At 46.4% G+C, this 20,921-nt stretch carries 23 protein-coding genes; 15 read left to right on the forward strand and 8 right to left on the reverse strand.

Going from position 1 to position 20,921, the window contains the following annotated elements:
* Positions 1-368: 368 nt before the first annotated feature.
* Both JCM12308_RS24695 and JCM12308_RS24700 read right to left on the reverse strand, forming a co-directional pair.
* On the reverse strand, positions 369-1,601 hold the full coding sequence (locus tag JCM12308_RS24695) for a type II toxin-antitoxin system HipA family toxin (protein WP_054785401.1): 1,233 nt from the start codon (positions 1,599-1,601) through the stop codon (positions 369-371).
* Positions 1,594-2,190 carry a helix-turn-helix domain-containing protein gene (locus JCM12308_RS24700; protein ID WP_054785402.1) on the reverse strand — a complete coding sequence of 199 codons (597 nt, stop codon included), beginning with the start codon at positions 2,188-2,190 and terminating at the stop codon, positions 1,594-1,596. Before JCM12308_RS24700 ends, JCM12308_RS24695 begins: the two co-directional genes overlap by 8 nt.
* A 392-nt stretch (positions 2,191-2,582) precedes the next feature.
* On the opposite strand from JCM12308_RS24700, the gene JCM12308_RS28010 reads away from it, so the two are divergent.
* Positions 2,583-2,819, forward strand: a complete 237-nt coding sequence (locus JCM12308_RS28010; RefSeq protein WP_128647481.1) for a hypothetical protein — start codon at positions 2,583-2,585, stop codon at positions 2,817-2,819.
* Between the two features lie 249 nt (positions 2,820-3,068).
* Here the strand turns inward: JCM12308_RS28010 and JCM12308_RS24705 are convergent, their stop codons facing one another.
* The 5 genes from JCM12308_RS24705 to JCM12308_RS24725 all read right to left on the reverse strand — a co-directional run bounded on the left by JCM12308_RS24705 (position 3,069) and on the right by JCM12308_RS24725 (position 8,284).
* Positions 3,069-4,010 carry a sugar kinase gene (locus JCM12308_RS24705; RefSeq protein WP_054785403.1) on the reverse strand — a complete coding sequence of 314 codons (942 nt, stop codon included), beginning with the start codon at positions 4,008-4,010 and terminating at the stop codon, positions 3,069-3,071.
* A gap of 182 nt (positions 4,011-4,192) precedes the next feature.
* Positions 4,193-5,392, reverse strand: a complete 1,200-nt coding sequence (locus tag JCM12308_RS24710) for a mandelate racemase/muconate lactonizing enzyme family protein (RefSeq protein ID WP_244272021.1) — start codon at positions 5,390-5,392, stop codon at positions 4,193-4,195.
* Positions 5,393-5,400: 8 nt separating this feature from the next.
* A complete protein-coding gene (locus JCM12308_RS24715; RefSeq protein WP_054785405.1) occupies positions 5,401-6,435 on the reverse strand; it encodes a DctP family TRAP transporter solute-binding subunit in 1,035 nt (344 codons plus the stop codon).
* 29 nt (positions 6,436-6,464) lie between these two features.
* Positions 6,465-7,754 (reverse strand): TRAP transporter large permease, encoded by a 1,290-nt coding sequence (locus JCM12308_RS24720; RefSeq protein ID WP_054785406.1) that lies wholly within the window; start codon positions 7,752-7,754, stop codon positions 6,465-6,467.
* Entirely contained in the window at positions 7,751-8,284 is a 534-nt protein-coding gene (locus tag JCM12308_RS24725; RefSeq protein WP_054785407.1) for a TRAP transporter small permease, read from the reverse strand. The genes JCM12308_RS24720 and JCM12308_RS24725 overlap by 4 nt, the downstream gene beginning before the upstream one ends.
* Before the next feature lie 297 nt (positions 8,285-8,581).
* Here JCM12308_RS24725 and JCM12308_RS24730 point away from each other — a divergent pair, with 297 nt between their 5' ends.
* The 14 genes from JCM12308_RS24730 (at position 8,582) to dmpI (ending at position 18,904) form a co-directional block, all read left to right on the forward strand.
* Complete coding sequence (locus JCM12308_RS24730) at positions 8,582-9,262, forward strand: FadR/GntR family transcriptional regulator (protein WP_083417520.1); 681 nt, start codon at positions 8,582-8,584, stop codon at positions 9,260-9,262.
* Positions 9,263-9,278: 16 nt separating this feature from the next.
* Positions 9,279-9,668, forward strand: a complete 390-nt coding sequence (locus JCM12308_RS24735) for a RidA family protein (RefSeq protein ID WP_054785409.1) — start codon at positions 9,279-9,281, stop codon at positions 9,666-9,668.
* Between the two features lie 41 nt (positions 9,669-9,709).
* Positions 9,710-10,477, forward strand: a complete 768-nt coding sequence (locus tag JCM12308_RS24740) for a creatininase family protein (protein ID WP_054785410.1) — start codon at positions 9,710-9,712, stop codon at positions 10,475-10,477.
* Positions 10,478-12,689: 2,212 nt separating this feature from the next.
* Complete coding sequence (locus JCM12308_RS24750) at positions 12,690-13,310, forward strand: hypothetical protein (protein WP_054785412.1); 621 nt, start codon at positions 12,690-12,692, stop codon at positions 13,308-13,310.
* 65 nt (positions 13,311-13,375) lie between these two features.
* Positions 13,376-13,762, forward strand: a complete 387-nt coding sequence (locus JCM12308_RS24755; RefSeq protein ID WP_054785413.1) for a hypothetical protein — start codon at positions 13,376-13,378, stop codon at positions 13,760-13,762.
* A 467-nt stretch (positions 13,763-14,229) separates the two neighbouring features.
* On the forward strand, positions 14,230-14,757 hold the full coding sequence (locus JCM12308_RS24760) for a nuclear transport factor 2 family protein (protein ID WP_054785414.1): 528 nt from the start codon (positions 14,230-14,232) through the stop codon (positions 14,755-14,757).
* Positions 14,758-14,839: 82 nt separating this feature from the next.
* Positions 14,840-15,283: a radical SAM protein gene (locus tag JCM12308_RS24765; protein WP_054785415.1), complete on the forward strand. Its 444-nt coding sequence runs from the start codon at positions 14,840-14,842 to the stop codon at positions 15,281-15,283.
* A complete protein-coding gene (locus tag JCM12308_RS24770; RefSeq protein WP_128647482.1) occupies positions 15,280-15,888 on the forward strand; it encodes an SPASM domain-containing protein in 609 nt (202 codons plus the stop codon). The genes JCM12308_RS24765 and JCM12308_RS24770 overlap by 4 nt, the downstream gene beginning before the upstream one ends.
* A complete protein-coding gene (locus JCM12308_RS24775) occupies positions 15,885-16,172 on the forward strand; it encodes a PqqD family protein (protein ID WP_054785417.1) in 288 nt (95 codons plus the stop codon). Before JCM12308_RS24770 ends, JCM12308_RS24775 begins: the two co-directional genes overlap by 4 nt.
* A gap of 4 nt (positions 16,173-16,176) precedes the next feature.
* Complete coding sequence (locus JCM12308_RS24780; protein WP_054785418.1) at positions 16,177-16,617, forward strand: cobalamin-dependent protein; 441 nt, start codon at positions 16,177-16,179, stop codon at positions 16,615-16,617.
* 83 nt (positions 16,618-16,700) lie between these two features.
* Positions 16,701-16,823: a hypothetical protein gene (locus JCM12308_RS32600; protein ID WP_280138422.1), complete on the forward strand. Its 123-nt coding sequence runs from the start codon at positions 16,701-16,703 to the stop codon at positions 16,821-16,823.
* Positions 16,823-17,626, forward strand: a complete 804-nt coding sequence (locus tag JCM12308_RS24785) for a radical SAM protein (protein ID WP_244272022.1) — start codon at positions 16,823-16,825, stop codon at positions 17,624-17,626. The genes JCM12308_RS32600 and JCM12308_RS24785 overlap by 1 nt, the downstream gene beginning before the upstream one ends.
* A gap of 9 nt (positions 17,627-17,635) precedes the next feature.
* Positions 17,636-18,580: a radical SAM protein gene (locus tag JCM12308_RS24790; protein ID WP_054785420.1), complete on the forward strand. Its 945-nt coding sequence runs from the start codon at positions 17,636-17,638 to the stop codon at positions 18,578-18,580.
* 93 nt (positions 18,581-18,673) lie between these two features.
* Positions 18,674-18,904 (forward strand): 4-oxalocrotonate tautomerase DmpI, encoded by a 231-nt coding sequence (gene dmpI, locus JCM12308_RS24795; protein ID WP_054785421.1) that lies wholly within the window; start codon positions 18,674-18,676, stop codon positions 18,902-18,904.
* Positions 18,905-19,563: 659 nt separating this feature from the next.
* On the opposite strand, the gene JCM12308_RS28405 is transcribed toward dmpI, so the two are convergent.
* On the reverse strand, positions 19,564-20,921 hold a 1,358-nt coding region (locus tag JCM12308_RS28405), incomplete at its 5' end, for an Ig-like domain-containing protein (protein WP_164845355.1).

Genomic DNA, 20,921 nt, shown 5'->3' on the forward strand with positions numbered 1-20,921 from the left:
TTCGATGTGCCCTAGTTATATGGATATGGAGTACCTAAAAAGGGCGGATGAGTGCCGCCGGTGTTTGGTAGTCTAGCAACACGGTTACTAGTTCGGCGTTATTCCAAACGCCAGCTTCATAGGAAGCTGGGGCGTCTGTTGAGCGGATCACTTCAAAAACCAACGTATTTCGCTATCACCATCACACCAAAGTCGTCCTGATCAGCCGTCTTCCGGCTTCTCTTCTGGTGCGTATATCAAAATTTCGTTTTCATGGTTCCCCTCATTTATATGAAGCTAGAATCGTTTGAGTTTTAGATTTGCACCGCTACTGAGCTTGGATTACGGACAAACTTAGACCTGCAGCCGTTAAGGCGACGAACTTGCAGTTAATTCACACCGCCCTTTGTTAATGGTAGTATCTTCTGCAATATATCAATCGCCTCACGAACATCGTTAAACATTGGGAGGTGTGCCTTTTCCTTATGCCAAAGATCAAGGAAATCGGCTGCCATTTCGCGGGCGGTGTCGATGACCATCTTTGCGGGTAGTGCTGATTTTGCAGCTAGATGCGTAAGTTCATCTTCATCAAGGTCGGTGAACTCCCGTTTACGGCTGTATTTCAGGGCAAAGCTATCGTTTGGTATGTAAGGAATGGTCGAAACGAAATCATAGGCTGGAGCTAAAGCTGCATTGCGTTCATCTGGATAGATCAGCGACCAGTTTTTTAGGTGCATGTCTCCATTGCCGATGAGGGTATTGAATGTCACGCGGCGAATGAACTCGCGAATATCATTCTCGCTTGTCTCCGCTGCGATCACGAAGGCGATGTTTCGCATGCTGGCGCTTTTGTATTTGTCATCGCTGTAAACGCTGAACACTTGCGCAAAGTCTTCTATATGGACACGCTTACCATTTGGTAGCCTGTCAAAGCGCTGGATCTTAAAGGCGGTTTTACCAAAGCGTTCTGTTCCCTCTGGCAGACCGGAAACACTCTCAATATCGATGAGGTCGATCTTTGGGACATCCAAGCCTAGCATGTAAGCAAGCCGCATCATGGAGAACTCATTTTCTGGAACGCCAGCATATTCGCGGGATGGGAGCTTAACGATCCAATCACCTCCTACACCTGATGCTGGAATAGTCAGGCCGCCAGTTGCGCTTTCTATGGCAGAGAATTTTAGCTGCACCCCCGCAAGAGAGAAGCGCAGCATGTTGTCCTTGTCGATCGGGCGCGCATCTGCGCCTTGAGTTTCTTCTGGAGGCCATGCTTCACCATCGGCGGGTGTGATCGTAATCGCGCCGGGTAGGTCTTGTCCTAACGCCCAAAGAAGAAAAAATTCCCGTTCTGGATGCACACCTGCTTGCTCTGCCAGATATTTGCGCATGTGCCCTTCTGGGAGCAAGTTTGAGAAGAAAGGCATGATTTTCTTCTGCACGGGTTTAAAGTCGGTGCGTAACTCACCTAGCTGATCTTTGAAAGACAGGCCTAATGTTGGGCGCTTTGAGTCATTGACGTAGTCATCGTTGAAGGCAAAAAGACTACGATCACCGGGTACTAGCGTGATTGTGCCGATGAACTTGCCGTATAGCGAGACATTGAGGATGGACACATCAGGCATCGTCATCCTCCTCATCGTCTAGGCTGTAAGCTGGCTTACTTTCTTGTGTTTCAGTTGGAGCCACATTGTGTACAAGCTCATTCCGTAACCGCTTAGCGTCACGAGCAGCTTTCCGAATCTCTTTCAGGCCATCGTTTCCCTCAATGGCTTCTAAAGTGGTTCGGAGTTGATGTAGAGCACCTGTCTGATGAATAGTATTTCTTAAATTACTTATTTCAGAGAGCTGTTTGTGAAGTGTTTGTGTCGCCGTGTTCTCCTGAAGAGCCTTAGGCAAGGTGTTAAGGGCACGAAGCGTACGATTTAGTTCATTCAGCGCATCAGCATTGCCGCGATTGTTTTGAGTTATTGCATTACGTGCGATAGATCTCACGGCAGGAGCAGCCTTACGTGGGACGAGCTCAAGTTCCAAATCAAGCGCGTGGGCGAGTGAGGCTAAGCTGGATATTCTGAGATCAACAGCATTGCTTTCAATTTTGGAGATGTGCGATTGGGGCACGCCGGAACGCTTGGCCAGCTCTCGCTGGCTTATCCCTTTACTCGCTCTCGCCTTCTTTAAAGAAGCGGCTATATGTTCAGTCTCGTACGACATTTTGATATGCTTTTATATATCTATCACTGCCTTTGATATATAAAAGCATATCATCTAGATTTGAAGGAATCAATATTTGATCTATTATGGCATATCTAATGTTACCATCGATATATAATAACATATCATTATCTGTCTGCCTGGTCCTGTTGCAAACTCGTTTTAAGGGTGCCTTCGGTAAGACTGCTCTGCCTTAAGCAGCTTCAAGCTCAAGAACCATGTTCTTTTCGATAAACTCAATTGCGTCTGCCACCACGCTATTGCCGAGGCCACAGGCCCGTTCGACAAGAAGCACTTCGCCCTTAGCTACTAACTAGTGAAAAAGAGCAGCTTGTGACAATTAGTTCAGACTAGCATTGTCCGATCAAACACCATCACCTTTGAGGTCAAGTATGTATAACTTCACCAGACCAACTTGTGCAGCGACAGCAATCATTTATCTGGTCGAACTACATCAAGCAGATTTGTTGTTTCACGCTGATGATAGTCCTCAAGAGTGCATATTTGGTAGAGAAATCCCATCAGCGACACTAGAGGTGATGGATCAATTTATGCAGAAAACCCATGTATATTTAGAAGATCCGCACGTAATTATCCATGAGCTAAGTAAATCATCGAGCAGTAACTGAGATACATTCCAAATTGCCTGTGGCTCCTCAAGTACCGTATAATTGCGAGCTTGAGTGACAATTCTCCAGTCGTAGATCACTGCATCACCCACTTGGATTTCTCTCAAGATTGCTTAATGCCTTTAATCTCTTATTGTGATGGCGTTGTAGCAGATCAGTATTAGTCTCAAGGCCCTACAAATATGGTTTGCCCCTATGAACGCGTGGTTTCATCGAATAGCGTTATCGTAAGATCAGTCGATCAGCAGATTATGCTTCGCTTTTCTCTTTGAAGTTAGCTAAGGCAATAATTGCGCCCTGATGCTGAATCACGTCTGCTGCAATGGAGTGCGCTTTATTTGCAGCTTCGAGTATTGTGTCTTTTAGCAGGCGCGATCCGACATACCCAGCAGCAAATGCGTCTCCCGCTCCTGTCGTATCGATTGGAACTATGTTACTTCGTGCAGATACGCTGAGTTCATCTGTATCCCTTAAGATCAGGCACTCTTTACCCCCGTCTTTCACGATGACCTCACTCGTCCCCCATGAGGACCAGGTGGCTGCAATCGAGCTGGAGGATGAGACACCCCATAAAGCGATGTGATCCTCTTTAGAGATCAAAGCAATATCTGCCAGTTGTGCTAGCTGTTTGTTGATTTGGCGGGATATGTCGATGTCAGACCAAAGGCATGCGCGATAGTTAGGATCATAGGCAATAAGGCAGTCTTGTTTTACATCGAGTAGTGCTTCGATCAGGCTTTGCCGCTGCTTTGTATCCAAAATGGCAAGCGAAATTCCTGAAAGATAGATGCAATCGTAGTTAACCAGCAGCTTTGCAATCTCACCTGATGTCCAACCATCAAACATTAGGCGAGCTGCAGAAGCATTGCGCCAGTATTGGAAGAAACGTTCGCCTGAAGCGTCATTTTCAATCATGTAAAGCCCCAAAGAGCGCCCCTCAATGTATTGAAGAGCGTCTGTGCGAATATTCTCTTTCTCAAATATAGCGGTTATCTTTTGGCTGAATGGATCGTCTCCTACACCAGTGATGTAAGAGACATCCAGATCCTGGCCAAACTGACGGGCCAGATGAACGGCAGTATTGAAAGTGTCTCCAGCAAACGACTGCCAGAATAAGCCATTCCCAGCTGGAGCGAGCTCTAGCATGCATTCTCCAATGCATGCGATTGATGTCTTGTTTGCATGTGGCATAAGGAGACCTGAAAGCTAACGTTGTGGTTTGAAAAAAGATTTGGTACCCGACGGCATCTGAGACTACGTGGGCTACGTTGCCACTAGACAGACCACTGTCCGTCCAGTTTCAAAGTGCATACATGTTTGCCAAAGCAAGCAGACGATCTGCTCGCTTTGGAAATCTGCGTTCAAAACACGGCTTAATCGACAATAAATTCTGACTGCTTGAACTGACTGATGGCATCCTCATCAAGCTCTACGCCCAATCCGGGCCCTTCTGGAATATTGACGAAGGGAGGCTCGAACTTAAGCGGGGTCTTCAGTAAGTCATGCGAGCGGATGTTGCGGCCGAAGATATCACTTGGCCAGATACAGTTTTGGGTTGCTGCAGCCTGATGGACATACATGGCTTCTAAAATGCCAAGATCGACCTCTGAACCGTGCCAAAAATAGAAGTTGGTGCAATGAGCAACCTGAGCCAACCGATGGAACGCAGCCAACCCACCATTGAAGTTAAAGCCGTCAACAGACTGATGGATCAGTGCATTTATAACGTCATGCTGGCGCTGTCCCTGCCAGATGTAAGGTAGAGAAATGTGTCGGATAATGCGGATATCGGTAAATTCGCGAAGGGCCTTATAGTCCTGGAGCATCCAGATTGGCATCGGATCTTCAAGGATCATCACGTTGCCGACTTTTTCTAAACCGCGCACAATCTTCTTTGTTTCTCCAAGGTTTTCAAAGCGCTGGTTTGGATCGAAGATAACCTTCATCTTAGGGGCATGTTCTGCAATCTTCTCACACATGCCAACAGCATCGTCTTCCAAATCAGCTTTGAACTTTATGGTTTCAAAGCCCATGTCCTGGTACTGGCGTACCCATGGGCCAACTTCGTCCAATGTTCTATGACTGGACCATGCCGTGACCTTGACTTTGCTTTGTATTGCCCCACCAAGGAGCTTGTGAAGAGGAAGACCTTGTAGTTTTGCTGCAGCATCCCAGATAGCACATTCAAAACCATCATACTCGCGGCACAAAAGAATAGGCAGCTGTTGCAAGCACAAGTCTTCAATTGCAACGCCAAGAAGACTATCTGCAATTTCTTGTACTAGTTTGGTGTTGTGATCTCTCATAAACTCGCCGTAACCGACGGTACCGTCTGAAAGCGTCATACGTACGATGAGTTTCGGCAGTTCATCAAACTGAGTTGACCACGTTCCTTTTGCTCCTACAGGGAGCATATGCAATGGCTTGTTCAAACTAGCAGAGTTAATGACGCCAGGGTTGGCACGAACGATGACTTCGGTGAATTCAAACTTCTTGATTGTGTGTTTTGTCATGGTGGCTACCGATAGTGACGAGAGAATGTGGCCGGGGTAATACCCCGACCAGATATGCAATGTGTTGCCTATTTCAGATAGACAGATGCATTTGCTTCTTTGATAGCTGCTTTAAAGTCTGCGAGCAGTGCTTTACCGCTATCAGTTAGGGTTTCATCGAAGTATTTATCCATCTCGCTCACTGCGACTTCACGCATGCGAGCAATTTCTTCTTTAGATGGAGTGTTGACATCCATCTTTTCTTTCAGGTCGATGGTATCTTCAGCTTCTGAGATGCGGCCTAGTCCGCGGGTAGCAACAACAGCTTCCATACTGGCTGCTCTCATAATGTCCTGCTGTTCTGGTGTAAGCCCTTCAAAGAAGTCTTTGTTTACCAGGAAAAACAGCGGGTTATAGAGGTGCTTGATCAAACTGGTAGAGCTCTGCACTTCATAAAGTTTTGTACGGTAAACGGTTGGAACAGGGTTCATCTGCCCATCGATAACACCAGTCTGCAGTCCAGTGTAAACTTCACTCCATGCCAGAGGATAGGCTTCTGCGCCCAGAGCCTGAATGAGACGCTGGTGAGCTGGGACGGTCATTGTGCGAATGCGCAAGCCTTTGAAGTCTTCCAAAGTGTTCACAGGCTTTTTGGAGTTTGTCAGCGCAAAGAAACCGCCTGGATCTGCAATACCAAGAACAATGACGTCACCTAGTTTTGCTTCAATTGCCCGGGCAAGTTTTTTACCAAATTCGCCTTCATAGACCTTGTAAACAGCTGCCATATTATCGAAGGCAAATGGCAGGTTCAAAATATCAAGATCAGGGTATACCGGGGTCAATGAACCAAGTGATGCGACTGTACCTTGAATTATGCCATCGCGAAGCTGCTGCAATCGCTCTTCACTGCTACCCAACTGGTTGTTTGGGTAGATTTCAACATCGATTTCACCATTGGTTGCAGCTTCTACCGCAGATCCCAGAACAGCAGAGTAAGCGTGCGTAACGTTCCCTTTTGCTTCTGGTGGCGCATCATGTCCGATACGCATCAGCTCAGCATTGGCAACTCCTCCCAACAAAGCGGTGATGCAAACACTGGCAAGTAATGTCCGAAAAGATCTCATGGTGTTAACTCCCGAATATCCAAGAGATTTTAAAAGCCGAGTAATCTCGGAATGAAGAGGGCTATATCTGGCGAGAATGCAAAGCCCAGAAGGATGGCAACTTCCAAAAGCAGGAAGGGCCACAGATCTTTCATGATCCCGCCGATCTTTTCGCCAGTCACAGAAGAAAGAACGAAGAGGCATGCGCCAATAGGTGGGGTCATTAAAGATATGTTGAGTGCAAGCACAACGACGATGCCTGCATGAATTGGGTCTAGACCGATATGCGCCATGATTGGCAAGAGGACAGGACCCATGATGATGAGAACAGCGGCAATATCCATGACCATGCCAAAGGCCAACAAGATGCCAATCAGCATCAGTAGTACGAGATCTTTGTTCTCACTGATGGCAAGTAGGCCTTTGGCAAGGCTCTGAGGGATACGCTCAAATCCAAGCCACCAGCCAAGAGCGGAGGCAATGGCAACAATGAGGAACACAACGCCGTTGATGCGAGCAGTTCTTGCCAGAATCTCAGGCAAATCAGAAAACTTGAGGTTCTTGTAAACAAAGATCCCGATGAAAAGTGCATAGGCAACAGCAATTGCGGCAGCTTCTGTTGGTGTAACGATGCCACCCAAAATACCACCCAAAATGATACCAGGCATCAAGAGCGCTAGAATTGCCCGTTTAAACGCTGCCCAGACGATAAGGAGACTAAGGATATTGTCTTCCCGCGGCAGGTTCTTAGCTTTACCGCGAAAGGCGATTAACGCCATGCACAACAGTGTAATTACAACACCTGGCAAAATACCAGAAGCAAACAGTCCAGCAATGGAAACTCCCATGATAGAGCCATAAAGCACCATAAGGCTGGATGGAGGTACGGTTGGGCCTACGATAGAACCGGCCGCTGTAATTGCGCAGGCATAAGAGCGAGTATAACCATTGCGCGTCATTGCAGGCACAAGGGTCCGGCCAAAAGCTGCAGCATCAGCCGTTGCAGAGCCAGAAACACCTGCAAAGAGTAGGGAAGCCAACATGTTCGTGTGGGCCAAACCACCTCGCCAATGGCCTACAAGTGCTTTAGCAAACAAAAGGATCCGATCGGTAATACCGGTTTTGTTCATGATCTCGCCAGCTAGAATGAAGAAAGGCATTGCTAGAAAGGCAAAACTGTTCAGGGCTGCGAACATTCTGCTTGGGACCATGACGAGGAAGTTGTTATCAAGAACTCCTCCACCCAGCGAAATGTAACCGGCAAAGGTTGCAACTCCGATTGCGACTCCAATGGGCATACCAATCAACAAACTGACCACGAACAGGAATGCAACAATCATTGGTCTGTCTCCTGATTGGTCTTATTGGATACGTCCACTTCAAGCTCTGGAACAGGTAGCTTGCCAAAATCACGGATGAACATGAGGACGAGCTGAACTGCTGTAAGAAAGAATGAGACGCCCACCGCTGCATGAGGGATCGTTAGTGGCATTCCAAAAATTGAAGTTTGCGTACCAAGTGCCTTGAAGGAAAAGCTGATAGACAAAATGGCAATTGCCAGAAAAACAGCGATGCTTATTAGGTCAATAAAGGCGGCGAGTATCAGTCTTTGCCTTGGTGGAACCTTCTCGTAGATAAACGAGATAAAGACATGTTGCCTTCGGTACATAGCTGTCGCAACGGCCAGAAGCATGGTCCAAACCATCAAATAGCGTGCAGCTTCTTCTGTCCAAATTATCTGCCACTTGAAGACATAGCGATCCAAAACAGCGAACCAAACGTCCAGAAGCAGGATTGCAAACATGACGATAATGATCTTGTTTAAAGCTAGATCGATAATTCTAGAAGCCTGACCGCAAAAACTGCGCATAGGTCTCTCCCGAAAATTGAACGCGCAAAACGCTTCCTCCGACGACTGCTGGAATGGGAATCGCAACAGAATTGGATTTATTGGACCTATATTGGACTGAAATATCTAGAAGTCAACGAGAATTAATTAGGTACCATACCGAGTATCTGTCGATAAATGATCGTGATACACACAAATGACCTGCATTGGATCTATTTTGGTTGATTAATTGGATTGATGCGACCAAAATGGAATCCCAAATGAGAAACGGTTGTATTAGTAGTTCTTGAATTACGAATTTAAGGAAATGCAAGAGACATGAAACAAGGCGCACATTCGCCCGATCTTCATACCCATTTACTGAACGCACTCAGGAATGGTGAGCTTACTCCCGGTCAGCGTTTGCCGACGGAACGTTCCTTTGCCGATCAATTTGGCATCAGCCGGGGAGCAGTCCAGCGGGTATTGCAAGATCTTGAGGAGAAGGGACTTATCCTGCGCAAAGTTGGCAGTGGCACTTTTGTTTCAGATAGGCTGGACAGTGCGGTTGAAACCTTTGACCATGGCGTAGACATCACCAGAGGCAATCTGGCCGAGCATGTTGAAGCCCGCGCGGCCTTTGAGCCGTGGGTTGTTGCAACCGCGGCCCGCTATGCTAACTCCGAACATAAGCAAGAACTGCGCGCGCGCCTGGAACGTGTAGCCAATCCAGAAGACTGGCTAGACTACAAAGAAGGTGTCTATCAGTTTTTCCGCCTGCTTTATGAGATCACCGAGAACAGCTTTTTGTTACATATCTTCGACTTGATCATCAAAGCTCGTGAGGATGTTCGCTATGGCGGTGAACGCCCAAAAACCCGGGTTAGTCTGGTCATCAGAAACAATATGGTGCGCTCATTGGAAGCAATTGCTGAGCCTATTGAGCAAAACAACCCAGAGAAAGCTGAGGCTGCGAGCCGTGAATTTCTCGACAAAATGATCCTGAGCGTAAACACATAAGTGGAGATAAATTCACATGGAAATTGGAAAGCACCTTCCTGCAGAGGCAAGCCAGCACGTAACTGCTGGACCTTACTCTCCTGTTTTGATCGTAAAAGCAGATAAGATTGCATTGATTTCAGGCCAAGCACCCCTTGATGACGAGGGCAATGTTATTGGAGAGACAATTGAAGAACAAACACGGGTAACTCTCGATAACTGCCTGAAACAGCTCCAAACTGTTGGTTGCGATCTAAGCGATGTGTTCAAGGTCAATGTGTTCTTAACAGACTTGGATGAGTGGAACAGGTTCAATGTTGTCTACCAGCAATATATGCCAGAACCTCGACCAGTTCGCACCGCAGTGCAAGCCGGCCTGCTTTCAACATTTAAGGTCGAAATCGAGATGTGGGCCGTGCATCGCTAGACCCGTCGATCTGAAGTTATACGAGTGATTAGGAGTGAGATATGAACTGGGAAGATCTAAGCACGGTCGATCTAGACAATTTCGATCGTGAAACACCGGTTGTTTTAAATGTTGCTGCAATTGAGCAGCACGGACCTCACCTGCCAGTCTCAGTTGATGCAGACATTGGAGAGTTCTTTTTAAAGGAACTTAACAAAAGGCTCGGTGACCAGGTGCTGACATTGCCTTGTGTTAAGGTTGGGTGTTCTGATCATCACATGGACTTCGCAGGATCACTCACTGTTACTCATGAAGCATTCATGAACTATGTATTGGGTATTCTCGAATCTGTCCTTCACCACGGCTTTAAAAACATCCTCATTCTCAACTCCCATGGTGGAAACAACGCTATTGGCAAAGTTATTGCGGAAAAACTCGGCGCAAAATACGGAAAGAGTGCCCGCATTCTGTTTACAGCTTGGTGGAGAGCTGCAGGAGAACAACTGACCAGTATCTCAGATACTGGAAAACTCGGCACAGGACATGCATGCGAGTTCGAGACTTCTGTGATGCTTTTAGCGCAACCTCAGAAAATAAAGATGGAACGAGTGCCAAAAGGTTTACAGTTTGAACAAGTGGGGGAGCATTATGATGCAGGACTGAGTGGAGGAAACTCGGTCGATTACATTAGATCCATGAAACGCATTTCTGGCGGAAGCGGTGTCGTTGGTGATGCAAACACTGCAAGCGCAAAAAAGGGCCAAATGATTACAGATGTGGTTATAAATAGTCTTTCAAAAATCGTAACTGAGATGAGAGAGCTGCCCTAGGCTCAAGGCACTAAGTTTTCTTGGAGCAGGCTGTTTGTTGTCACTAACCTGGAAGCAGAACAGACAGTCGGGGCAAGCTGCAATTGGCCGGTTTCTAAGCTCACCACACGATAGCGAAAACCTTAGATATGTGCTGCGCTTCGAGAGTTACTTGCTCTCAAAGACTTAGCCGCACGGACAGATAGCCCTCATTACTCAAACTCTTCCCGGCAAAGTTGGTCCCCATGTTTAGCTCGGGAAGTGTCTCAGCAGGGAGTAGCTTTGGCGCGCATCCTTGTGCGATGAACAGGAAGGAAGCGCTCTAAAGCAAGTCATCTAATCATCATCTCCAACACGGATACTGGAAAAGAATATGGAAAATTGTAGGCTATAAGGCCGCGTATTTTCAATGTACAAACAGCATAATCAATCCAAAACCTTCCCGCCCCAATACGCTGTCTTCCCTCTACTTAATCTGAGCCATAATCGCGATAATCCCGCATCTAATCTTCGCGGATACCAAATTTTGTTGCCAAAGAGACCTTTTGTAACAAAACAGCCCAAACAAAGTCGGATAAACACACATGCAAAGCTAAGACCTTTGGGATTTAGCTTTGGTCATGGCACACTATAAAATTCGTACCATCTTATTCCTCCATCCTCTTCTCATACATCCATGCAAAAATTCATACTATTTTGCAGTGAATTCAGATATTAAACTACTTGAATGCCGGAAAGCATAAATCATGTATTTAAAAATAAATATATGTATATATTTTCATATGAGCCAGATTATACATAATTATATATGATGTTATTATGCACAAAATTCCAGTAGAACTATAATTTTCATGTTGTGTGGAAATAATCGCGAGCACACCTATTAAAAATGCCAAACTCTCTTTTTCTTTGGCTACATCATAAATTTGATAATATATTCAACGGCTTAAAAGATATATGGACTTTAATCATCTAAACATGTTTATTGCGAAATCCCTTCAACCACCTGATCTTCATAAGGGTTTTTGAAAATTGTGATTGAATATACCTAGTCATTTTTTTTCAATTTGAGATATATAGAGTTTACTTGTCTACGTAGAATTATATCTACGTAAGTCCGGTTAGCTATTCTGTACCACCTCATAGCTAGCTGGACTTGCAAGTACCAAAACAGTCTTGGAACTCGCATAGGAGAACTGAACACCCAATTTACTAGTCTTTTTGACACTGCAAAACACTGAGCAAGCAAACTCAGTGCGCTGTGGCTTATTGTGTTTTGCAATGTCGAAAATCCAAGACACGTGTGTATTCATCGACGGTAAAGAGGTATAACCTATGGCACTTGCATGGGGAGAGGCTCAAAATCAGTTTAAACTAGTAAAAGATCGGGTTTACAAAAGTATAAATTCTGGACTCAACCGGAAGTACATTTACAATGTACTTAGATCAGAAGGTCTAATAACTATGGGTTTGCCCGCATTTTACAAACTGGTAGCAAAAAATATCAATAAAAAAAACGGGTAGCGCTCATTGCAACTCGGCTCAACTTCCACATAATGGCTCGATTAATGCAACGCTATCAGCTTTCACCTGCGACTGTATTAAACCACGCTCGCAGGACCAGTTAAGTCAGGTCAGCTCTCAACTCCGTAGTTCTGAAGACGTCTATTATGTCAGTCAAACCGCAACACCTGCTGCTTTTGCAATCTGGGATACGGGATTAGATCATCTTCATATACCACATGCATTTTTATGCAACGCACAGGAGTACGATGAAACCAACACGAAGATTGATGCAAGTGAATACAAGAACTTAACTTGGTTTCTCTCTCCGTGTGGGAAGGTATTACTCGTTCATAAGAAAAAAAACGAGTAGGGCAGTTGCAATAACTCGTCAGCAAGCCTCAAACAGAGCATCGGCATTCAACTTCTGTCAAGCACGCTCAGTAACGTATCACATACCACCTCATTACTTACTGAGTTCAAAACCAAAACAGTCGCAATAACTCGAGAAAGGACGACTAACATGTCCGCAATGATAAACACTACTCCCTTCCCAATATTCAAACTCCTTCGGTGTTTTAGGTCCTAAAAATCAAAGATTTGCAAGTTTGCATTCGTGCTAGATGCTCTCACGGGTTCACAATAACAGCAACACTGCCTCTCGTGCTTTCATGTCGCCAATGCCTTGCTCGTACGCCCTGTTTTCATCCTTTGTAGTGAGATTTGTAAAATGGCCCAGTATGACAAAAGCGAGTTTGAAGATTGGTGCCTTCAGTTCAGCACGGAAGCGGATTCTACAATTAATAAGTTCGAAGCCAAGCAAGCACTGAAGGTTTTCTTTGATGAAAACGTCAATCCTTATGAAGACAAGTGGATTCTTCAGCTCACATCAGCAGGTGATGACATCACCTTTATTGAGAAAGCAACGAGTTATGAGGACATTGCAGAGAAGGCAGTTGAGCGCTACGGCGACGCTTACATCGTTGCCGCCTACTCACCCAAACTCGAAGTTTATGATATCAACGATTACGTGCGCACCAATGTGAACGAATGGAAGCCAAAACCACATCAGAGTGCAGCTACCAGGCTATCTATGAAAGAGCGAATTATGCAGATGCCTCTCGAAGAAGGGGAGGTGGCTTGCAAAGTTGCTCTATACTTAAATGACGGGACTGATGATGACGATGACGTCGATTTTTATGAGGTCGTGCACGCTGTTAGTTTTGCTGAAGTCATCCGGCTGTTTTCACACAGATACGCCAGCGAGTTATCTTTTACGATAAAGGCTCGCGATTGGCTGGGCAATCGTCATCATTATGACTTCAAAATAACGCAGCTATCGACGAATTAAATCTGATGAGTTCAAAGATCACCAGCCTATAAGCAAGAATATTCAAAAGTATGGATTAGGGAAGAATGAATAAGCATATGCTCATGTTCGCATTCTCGTTAGCCCTGTGTGCGCCAACATTTGCGAACGATCAAAAAGGATCGAAGACCGACAACCCATTCGGGGACATTTCTTTACAAGATCAAAGTACTACGGCTTCCGAGTACTCCAATAGTCAAGTCGGTAATCAGCTGCCTGGCGTAAGGCAAGATCACACCAGTGCAGACAATGATTTACCGTTTGGAATCAATCAAGGTCTCATGATGAGCAATGACGACCAAAAGAAGATAAACAGCGCTCGAGAAACCAGACGGCTATCGGATGAAGAACTAAAGACACTTTATGGTCTTTCACCAGATTGGGGATCAACATCCTCGCCTAACTGGGATCCACACGCACAAAAATGGCGCTAGAAGCGTAACTGACTAAGTGCACTCTACAACCAGTGCACTTAGTTCAAAGGGCATTTAGACTTCCAGTCGGTGGCTGGCGTGCGCCAACCGCAACTCAAAATTTTCTACATATCAATCCTTGGAACGTTGCACCGCTTAAAAGACAATAGCCCACTAAGTCACAAACTGGCACACACTACGGCTTACTGAAGGGATGAAAATCAAAGTATAATTTCTAATCCAAATATGCTCAAATCACATAACGAGATGTTCCTATCTCATTCATCGCCCTCATAAACACAACACAAATAGACACTTTATAGAAAAAGCAAAAAAGACAATACAAACATAGATTAATACAATTTAATTACTGCGATGTTCAAAATCTTAGCGTTGATTTACGTCAAGTAAGAACAATTAACATTGAGATTAAATAGCCGTGTGACTTCCTTTTAGTAGCTAATTACGTAAAAGAGAGGAATACAATCATGGATATTCGTGATCTCAGCAAAGCCAGTCTTACGCCGCTAAGTAATATGTGCGTGATAGAGAAGTACTTTTCTGCAGTCAAAAAAATGGACGCCCTAGCCGTAAAAGGTGAGAAGTTTGACACTGATGCCATTATGGAGTTGTGGCACGAAGATGGACAGTTGAGTATTTCAGGCAAGGATGCAATTGGCGAAAAGCAATTTGCAAAACAAGATGAAATAGCAGGCTTTTATAAAAATCGTGCCAGGGGCGTAGAAGGCTTGTTCTCGACCAACCTATCTAAGGTTAACGTCGCCAACTCAAAAAATGATGAGCATATCGTCGTAAGTGGCATGCGCTATATCGTCGATCAGAAAGGGCAAGGACTACAAGCCCCATTTACGCACAACTTCCGCCTGTCAGACGGTCGGATTAGCTCTCTCGACATTCATGTCGGCACGCCAGATAAAACTGAGGTTGCACCAATCGGCTCGCTTACAATCGAAGACCTTGGCTCACTCTCAGCGATGGCATGGATGGTTGCCTAACTGAGCACAGATCTATCTTCAGAAATATGTAAAGGACAACGGCGTCTCGACGCCGTTGAGCCTTCATACTTGAGGTGTCGCGATGAAGCTCTCTTCTCCTCTTTATGTTGTTTGGGAAACCACATTGGATTGCAACGCTCGCTGTGTTCATTGCTATTCCGATGCTTTGTTCGGCCGAGGTCCGGATTACTGGCCCCTCAAGGAATCTCTAGAGTTGATTGATCAGCTCGCAGAGGCTGGTGTCTTTATTCTTGCGCTTTCTGGTGGTGAGGTTTTGCTGCGGCCGGATTGGGAGCAACTTATCGCTCACGCTACCTCCTTAGGAATGCGGGTCACCTTTGCAACAAATGGAATACTCGTCACACCGGATGTAGCCAGAAGGCTTCAGGAGCTTGGAGTTTCCAATGTGAGCGTTAGTCTGGATGGAGCAACCGCTGAAAACCATGATGCCATCGCGGTCTGCCTGGCATCTTCAAAAAAGCATGTGCGGCCATACAACACCTTGCTGAAGCAGGCGTACGGGTGACAGTCAACTACACGCCTATGAAACCGAACCTGAGTGAAGCACAGGATCTGATTGCGTTGGCATATCGTCTTGGTGCAGAGAAAATCAACCTAACTGAGTACGTCTATACGACGCGCGGAGGTGTTGAGCTAATGCCCTCACCACAGGAGTTGGGCACCCTTTTAGATACCTGGATCAAGGCAGGCCAAAAGTGGAAAGGCAAAATAGACGTCGACTGGCACGATTGCCGTGTCGGCTTACTACTGCCAGGAGCTGAAGCCGACCCTTACAAGGGATGCGGGGCTGGATATACTCATTGCCGAATTACGGTTGATCGGGATGTTACCCCTTGCGTGGTGCTGCCCGTTCCGGTCGGCAATCTAAAACAACAAAGTTTTGCAGAAATCTGGCGTAGTGCGGCAGAGCTACACAAAATCCGCTCCCGCGACAATATCAACTCAGGCAACTGTTCAGTGTGTGAGCACAAGGCAAAATGTGGCGGATGCCGCGCAGCCAGCTATGCCTGGTATGGCGACGCTTATGCCGGCGATCCTACCTGCTGGATCAAACCGGATTTGCCAGAGTTTGGCTCAGGTACAACTCGCAAAGAGGAGGCACAAGGATGAGCCAGCATTTTACAACCGTACGCCATGCTGAGGGTGTGCGTTGCCGAACAGAAGAGGGAGGTAACTTCCTGCTCTATCATCCCAAAACTGACCAGCTTCATATTGTCAGCAACAATGGCAAAGCAATTTTTGATCAGTGCGATGGCAAGGAAATAGATGATGTTGTTCATCTGGGTGGCAAACTACTTGCTCAAGAAACCGACCAAGAGGAGGAAACTCTAAGAAGCTCCGTCCTTGTTTTCTTGCAGGAACTGAACAAGCGTAATCTCATTGAGTTCGAGTGAAGCCATGGTGCAGCGTAATCGGGTTTTGTTCATCCAGCCTCCAACCGCCTTTAGTCAGACTTCCCCTTGTTTAGATGACAAGCAGTTTGGGCTAGGGTTGCTGGCCAATGCTGCCTGGCTTGAGGCAAACGGCTTTGAAGTGCGCGGGCTCCATGTTCCTTTAGCTCTACACTATGGTTTTGATGAAGAAGATGTGAAAGCATTCATCCTCAAAGAGAATCCAATCGTCATAGCTATCGGTCTCAACTGGGTTCATTTCAGTATTGGAGCCCTTGAGGTCGCTCACCTTGCAAAAACACTACTCCCGCATGTGCCCGTCTATATTGGCGGACAGCACGCCACTATGTTTGCTGAAGAGATCGTCCGCTCCAATGCCTTAAGTGTGGATGGGGTCATTAGGAGAGGCAGAACATCCATTGCTTTCCATCTGCCAACAAGTTGCTGAGGCTGGGAAAGTCACAAAAGTGGTGCCTGGAGTGGTGACCTGCACAGGAAACAACGAGGCTCCGCAGGTGCAAGAAAACATGGATGAGCTCCCGGTCTACCGCTACTCCGTTCTTAAACCTCGCTCTCTTCGACCAGATGCGGGCGCGATCTCAACCACGCGCGGAGCATGTCCCTTCCAGTGTGCTTGGTGTGTTGAGCCGGTAATTGGCCGCCTTCAGGGCCGCCGCAAACTCATGTTCCATTCGGCAAAACGGATCGTGGACCAGATTGAAGTACTCATGGGGGAGGGGGTTTCGCGCTTCACCATTCAGGACAACTTCTTCGTGGGTGGGAATGCCAAGTTAATTGAACTGAGTGAGGAGTTGATCTGCCGAGATATTCATCCCGACCATCTCAACATTTTTGCGCATCCTGAAAGCTATAGCTATGAGGGTTATGCCTCCCTTTCAGCCTGCTGTGAGTTGGCGAGCGTGGATTTTGGCGTTGAAACAGGTTCTTACAAAGTGGCGAAAATCAACAACCGTCACTTTGACCGTGAAGAGGTCGTACTCAGTGTTTCAGAGGCCGTGCGAGCAAACGTAGAACCATTTACTTGGTGGATGGCAGGGCTGCCCGGCGAGGATGAAACTGCCCTTTGCGATACAGAACGATTAATCCTGGACACGATGAAAGTTGGCGGTATTCCGCGCTGGGTAAGCCCGATGATCTTGTTTCCGCACACGCCCATTCATGAGGATCCGGCCCGTTTTGGGGTGGAGCCGCGCTTTAAAAACTTTCAGGACTACTCAAAGTTTTCTCAGGCCACGCTAGCAGAAGCCGTCTTGTTTTCAGACACCATCACTCACAAAAGCACGGGCTGCAGTTATGAAGATATTTGCAATGCCTCGCAGCGATTGCGCAAGTTTATCGCTCAACATCTGCATGTAGTTGAAGAGTTTTATGAAACCAGCGGCATGAACCCGGATCTGAAATCTGTCGAAAGCCGTATCCTGCAATCCTTTTTCTGAGAGGTGATCATGTTTAAACCCTCCTATCCATTGCATGTGGTTTTCATCCTAAGCAATCACTGCAACCTGTCATGCATTCATTGCTCTTCCAATGCAGACAAGGAGGGAGACAAGGGATACACCACCAATCGCGTAAAAGAGATTTTGCAGCAGATGAACAGTGTTGGCGTGGTCGACGTTGCCTTCTCCGGCGGAGAACCACTACTACGCCGTGATTTACCAGAACTGATCGCATATGCCCGCAGTCTCAACATGACCGTGGGCACAAGCACCAACGGATATCCTTTAACGAAAAAGACAGCTTGGAAGCTCAAGGAGGCTCGCCTCTCCCGTTTACAGATAAGTATTGACGGAACCCGAGAGGCCCATGATGCTATTCGTGGATCAGGCTCATTTGACAAGGCACTAGAGGCAGTTGAACTGGCGCTGGAAGCAGGACTTAAAACCCACATTTGCTTCACAGCCATGCGCCGCAATGCGCATTTGCTACCAGAAATGTTAGAGCTTTGCGCACAGCTTGGAGTTGATGGTTTCAATCTGTCCCAATTTGTTCCCACCGGGCGTGGAGCACTGACTGAAGGATTGGAACCAAACACAGCAAGAACCCTGTTGCAGACTTGGCTTGTTGCAAAGGCTGCTTATCCGCACATGTATTTGTCCGCGCACTCTTCTGGATTGGCTTCCCTTACACCAGATGTTGCTGCATGTCGGGGGGGATGCCAAGCCGGGATCAGTATTGCTTGTATCACTCCAGAAGGAGACGTAACGCCATGTGTCATGTTCCCTTTATCATTGGGTAATGTGAAGGAAGCTTCATTTGGCGAAATCTGGTCGAACTCCCCACACATCAAGACCCTTCATAAACGCGATGTGAAGGCGGATGTGCCTCTTGCTCTTTCAAGTGGCAGTGCGGTGGGTGTAGAGCGGCTGCATGGGCCGTGGACCATGATATGATGGCAGAAGACCCTTATTGCTGGCTCATTCATGATAAGCTGAGCGCCTGAGCATTCAAATCAGACAAATCTAAGGATAGGAAAGGAATGCACTATGCCACACATCGTTGTTTATTCACCGCGCCTTACTCGGGAGAAGAAGGTTGCCTGTGTCGCCGCGCTGACCAAAGCTTTTGAAGAAAGTACAGGTCTGGGCGCAGACCTACTGACCATCCATATTGAAGAGCATTCCTACGACAACATCGGCGTTGGAGGCAAACTACTCACCGATGCCTATCCCGAAATAGCTGAGCGTGAAAAGCAGTTTCAGGAAACAGGCAGATAGTTTCCGTCTGATCACTCGGTAAGCTCTGGATAGAGACCTGCAGAAGTCTGCCACCAACAAAAATGTTGTCTAGGAGTGCTCCTTGGTAGGGATTATTAGCGGGCCGTCATCCATTCTTTCATAAGCAAACGCCTGTTTTCCAGCTTTCAAAACAAAATCCGTGAAACAAGCTATACGAGCAACGCCAACTAACGTGGTTTGGGCAAGTAGAAAAGCTACCGAGTTATCTCTTGGGAATTTGATCAAAAGACAGCGGCATTCCCTTAACGTAAGTAAAGAGATCCTATTCAGTATAAGCATGTAATTTTAGTTGTAGCTCGCCTAAACAAACTCAAAATTGTGATCTAGAAAACTACTGAATCCGTAACCTGTCTTCAGGAACTAAAGCATAACTTCCGAAAAGATATTATCATTTTTATTGGATAACAGTTATCGTGAGACTTAAGTCCATCGTCTTTTCGGAGAGTTTCAGATAAGATCCGCGATTTATAATTGCTTAAAACACGCTACAACACTTTTACTAAAGTTGTAGCTTCTCCTATGCGAGTGCTAAGACTGTTTTGGTACTTGCTAGGCCTCGTTGGCTATGAGGTGGTACTTACTAGCTAACGAGGCCGCCATAAATCTTTCGCATTTCAAAACGCAGCAACAATTATTGCTTATTGCACCCTCACACGGAACTTCACGGCGCCTTCAGCTCCTGGCTGAAAGTTCCCTGAAAACGTCCACTGCAATGGTCCAACATACCCTTTCTTATTATCTCCAGTCCCTGGTCTTGTAACTTCACATCCAATACCTGAGGGAAGGGAACTGGGGCACTGCACTTGTGAGAAGAGTTCGGTAAAATCTGGAACTCTGTCGAAAATTTTCAAGTCAGTAGCCTGCTCTTCCGATGGATTGGCAAACTGGATTTCGTATTCAATGATTGCGCCAGGCGAAACAGTTGCAATGCCGCCATTGCAATCTTCTCCTGATTTGTTACACGCGCTTCCAGATTTCAAAAGTTTCAATACGGTACTTTGCAAAACAATCTGATCTGTATTCTTTCTCAAATCTGATTGTTCAGTTCCCTCAAAGGATGTTCGTGCTGTCACATCATAAGTTAAGCGACTTTGTACGGGTGTAGATGATCCGCTACGAACCAAAACGATAACACAGACCTCATCACCTACTTCAACCTCCACATTGAGCCCTTGTTGAGAGCGGTCTGCAAGCTGATCACAATCTGCGTCAGCCAAAAGATGATACTCAAAGCTACTTGGAGGAGTTTGCTTTTCATTCTCGATGCCAAACGCAACACTGCCTGACGTATTTGCATGATAACGGTGAGAGAGTTGCGCTTGATTACCAGCAAGCAGACTTACGCTCTGATTATCCTGAAATGTAGGATTGCGAACTTCCCCAAAACGAAAGCCCTTAAAAGTACCCTTGGAGGGAGCCCTGAACACAATCTTTCTATCAGCGGTGTTTTCGTTGCTAACATCAACAACTCCATCAGCAACGATTTCAGAAATAGCTCTCCAAGAACCCCCAGAAGCCGGAGAGATCTTTATTTGTAAGAATTCACGGATAGCTGTATCGGGTAGTTCAATCGACCAGTTTCCCTCGCTATCTGTTGTTGTAGCACTTAATGGATCTGCCAGGTTTGATGTTGATGCGATGCTTACGTTGTAGCTTGCAAGCCCTTTCTCATTCCCGTTAAGCAATCCATCATGTGCCACTCCAGAACCTAAGCCATTATCTTCAAAAACTTGGCCTTCAATCCTAATTCCACTTATCTCTTCTATGGTCAACACCGTGACCTCGTTGGAGGCGGTGTTTTGGTTGCCAGCACTATCCTGCGCCCGGTTCTCTGGGATACGCAAAGTCACATCACCACGGCCATCAGGCGTGACTGTGAGCGTGTAGTCTTCTGGGCCTCCGCTGACGACCCCCACACTAGCATTGCTCGCACTCACGTCGCTGGCCACAAAGCCAGACACATCTTCAGAGAAGTCTGCCGTCACCGTAAATGGGT

This window comes from Pseudovibrio denitrificans JCM 12308 (assembly GCF_001310815.1).
GTDB classification, from domain to species: Bacteria; Pseudomonadota; Alphaproteobacteria; order Rhizobiales; family Stappiaceae; genus Pseudovibrio; species Pseudovibrio denitrificans.